The 2789-nt window shown below is 43.2% G+C and carries 4 protein-coding genes; 3 read left to right on the top strand and 1 reads right to left on the bottom strand.

Going from position 1 to position 2789, the window contains the following annotated elements:
• Positions 1-1076 precede the first annotated feature (1076 nt).
• Positions 1077-1232 carry a hypothetical protein gene (locus ASL19_RS18325; protein ID WP_235529010.1) on the top strand — a complete coding sequence of 52 codons (156 nt, stop codon included), beginning with the start codon at positions 1077-1079 and terminating at the stop codon, positions 1230-1232.
• Positions 1233-1325: 93 nt separating this feature from the next.
• Positions 1326-1613: a hypothetical protein gene (locus ASL19_RS16970; RefSeq protein WP_235529009.1), complete on the top strand. Its 288-nt coding sequence runs from the start codon at positions 1326-1328 to the stop codon at positions 1611-1613.
• 182 nt (positions 1614-1795) lie between these two features.
• On the opposite strand, the gene ASL19_RS13930 is transcribed toward ASL19_RS16970, so the two are convergent.
• On the bottom strand, positions 1796-2275 hold the full coding sequence (locus ASL19_RS13930; protein WP_057178799.1) for a pentapeptide repeat-containing protein: 480 nt from the start codon (positions 2273-2275) through the stop codon (positions 1796-1798).
• Positions 2276-2370: 95 nt separating this feature from the next.
• Here ASL19_RS13930 and ASL19_RS16965 point away from each other — a divergent pair, with 95 nt between their 5' ends.
• Positions 2371-2562 carry a hypothetical protein gene (locus ASL19_RS16965; RefSeq protein WP_072149149.1) on the top strand — a complete coding sequence of 64 codons (192 nt, stop codon included), beginning with the start codon at positions 2371-2373 and terminating at the stop codon, positions 2560-2562.
• Positions 2563-2789: the final 227 nt, after the last annotated feature.

Raw genomic sequence — 2789 nt, 5'->3', positions numbered from 1 at the left:
TTCTTAGTCCTGTAGAATTGAGTAATTGTGCAGAACAAGAAAGATTTCTCAAAGAACAAGAAACTCAACGTGCAGAACGTGAAAGACTTCTCAAAGAGCAGGAACAAATAAAGTATCAAACCTTGCTATCACAATTAAAAGCTAAGGGTATTGATATTACTGCACTCGAATAAACTATCACCTGCACCAGAATACCCTTGGGAGGTTTTTAAAAACTGGAGTTTATACTAAAGAGAAGAGCGATTGCGAAGCACTACCTGCGGGCGATTGCGCAGCACTCCCTACGGGAGATCGCGAGACACCACTTACTACCTGAAATACCATGAGAAAGGAGAGTTGGGCTAAGTACGCGAGGTAAGACTAGGTAAACTATGCAAGGGAGGGAAAAACATCCCCACTTCACAACCCCATTGTTCCCAACCTCCCAGTAATGGTAGTTCACCCTTTAGTGCGTAAAGTGACGATAAATCATCATAATAAAGAATCATAATACTATTATAAGATAGCTAATATCCGTTATGCCTCCATCCTGTTCTGTCATCGAAGGATATCTATGTACTGTTTAAATTTATCTCATTTTTCTAACTGGGAATTAGGATACCCTCACCTTGCGCAAAAATGCTAGATAACAGATAAAAAATGAGTTTAACAGAAGTTTTAATGAATGCGATTACTGATTAGTAGAATTGTAGGAGGTTGACAAAAGATCATTCGCTTTCAGTATGTTCTGGAAAATTGTGTGGGACATGGTAGCATAGACCTCGGGTAATTTGGCAAAAGACTAATTAATATGAAATATGTCTCGACCTTCGTAAGAAGGAATAGGTATTGCGACTGCTTGTACAACTAAACAGGTATTTGATTGTTTTACAGCTACATCTTGACCTTCGTAAGAAGGAATAAGTATTGCGACCTGGTAGATACTGGGTTGGATTCTGCCCTCGCACCCTGGTTCGGAAGCATTTCCCTTGCGAATTTCCTAGGGTTCGTCTTCCCCCTATGAGCGATTGCGAAGCACTCCCTACGGGAGATCGCTCTTAGAGATTATCCCCCTAGTTCCTTCTCAAGGGAAAAACTTGAACATACTGAAGGGCGATTGCGCAGCACTCCCTTTGGGAGATCGCTCTCCCCTAGGCGCGTTTCATGTTCCGTTCCCGTTTGGTAAAAGATTGACGGTAAACGTTTTCCGTCAAAGGATGAATCAGTTATTTCAAGGGGGTAGGGATATTTAAAGGGCGATCGCATTACACTCCCCGTGGGCGATTGCGCAGCACTCCCTACGGGAGATCGCTCTCCTCTAGGGACGTTTCACGTTCGGTAAAAGGTTGACGGTAAACGTTTTCTGTCAAAGGATAAATCAGTTATTTCAAGGGGGTGGGGATATTTGGAGGAGGATTGCGCAGCACTCCCTACGAGTCATCGCATTCAGGGTTCCCCGTGTTTCTTCTCAAGGGAAAAATCTGAATGTGTTGAGGGGAGATTGCATTGCACTCCATACAGGCGATTGCGAAGCACTCCCTACGGGAGATCGCTCTCATCTAGGGACGTTTCATGTTCAGTTCCCGGTTGGTAAAAGATTGACGGAAAACGTTTTCCGTCAAGTGACAATCTAGTTATTCCAATAGTTTTGGGTTTATGGTTATTGTTTAATGGGTGGTCGGATCATGGGAATGAAAAGAGCGATTGCCACATTTGTTCTCGTTACTCGATCCATCCTACAAATAATTGAGCCTCCCTACTTAGCTTATGGGTTAGCTTTTGGAAGGTGGGTTTTTAAGTGCCCAATCAGTTTTTTCTATTTCTCATATCGGAGAGATTCCCAACCACGGTCAAGTCGAGCACCCCAGAAGTTAGCACCCCTAACGTTAGCTCCTTCGAAGTTAGCACCGATGAAGTTAGCATAAGAGAGATCAGCATGAAGGACAAACGCATAAGAGAGGTCAGCATCTCTTACGTCAGCGTCAGGGAGGTAAGCATCAACTAGGTCAGCACCAGAGAGGTCAGCACCAGAAAGGTTAGCCTTTTTAAGATTAGCAGTAGACAGGTTAGCACTAGTGAGGATAGCATAAGAGAGGTCAGCACTAGACAGGTCAGCACCAGAAAGGTTAGCCTTTCTAAGGTCAGCACCAGAAAGGTCACAATTTCGACAGTCACCAGTTTCTAAAAGTTTGTCCAAGTCAGACTGGCTATAAGCATAACTAGGACTAGTGCTAAAGCTAAAAGAGGAAACAAGAAACAACGTCAATATCAGCGCTAATCTGAGAAATTTTTTCATTGTTTTAAATCTGTAACCAAATCATCAAGAGAAATTATACCTGACTTTTCTTCTCTACAAAAGACCAACTAATAGAAATAACCGCATGGTTCAGAATGGTGGGCGATTGCGAAGCACTCCCTACGGGAGATCGCTCGCATCTAGGCACGTTTCATGTTCGGTTCCCGGTTGGTAAAAGATTGACGGTAAACGTCTTCCGTCAAAGGATAAATCAGTTATTTCAAAGGTTTTGGGATATTTGGAGGGCGATTGCGCAGCAGTCCCGACGGGAGATCGCAAAGGACTAGCAACCTGGAGACTGTCTGTTGGGGAGACCGGGAATCAATTTTGGGTCTCAAAGCGAAAGTCGGTTTAAAACCGACTAGTTTTGTGATATTGTAAGTTGAGTTCAATAACTCAACATCCCTAGACAAACTATGTTATATTAAATTAAACCGATTAAGTCAGTACCAAAGTGGGAGGTATAGACATGGTGAGGCAAATTCCATCAAAAACTCAACTGGGGGTGATAGAA

It is taken from the genome of Cylindrospermopsis sp. CR12, assembly GCF_001432185.1.
Taxonomy (GTDB): Bacteria; Cyanobacteriota; Cyanobacteriia; order Cyanobacteriales; family Nostocaceae; genus Raphidiopsis; species Raphidiopsis raciborskii.
Note: the sequence above shows the minus strand (reverse complement) of the source record. Positions and strands in the feature narration are given on the sequence as shown.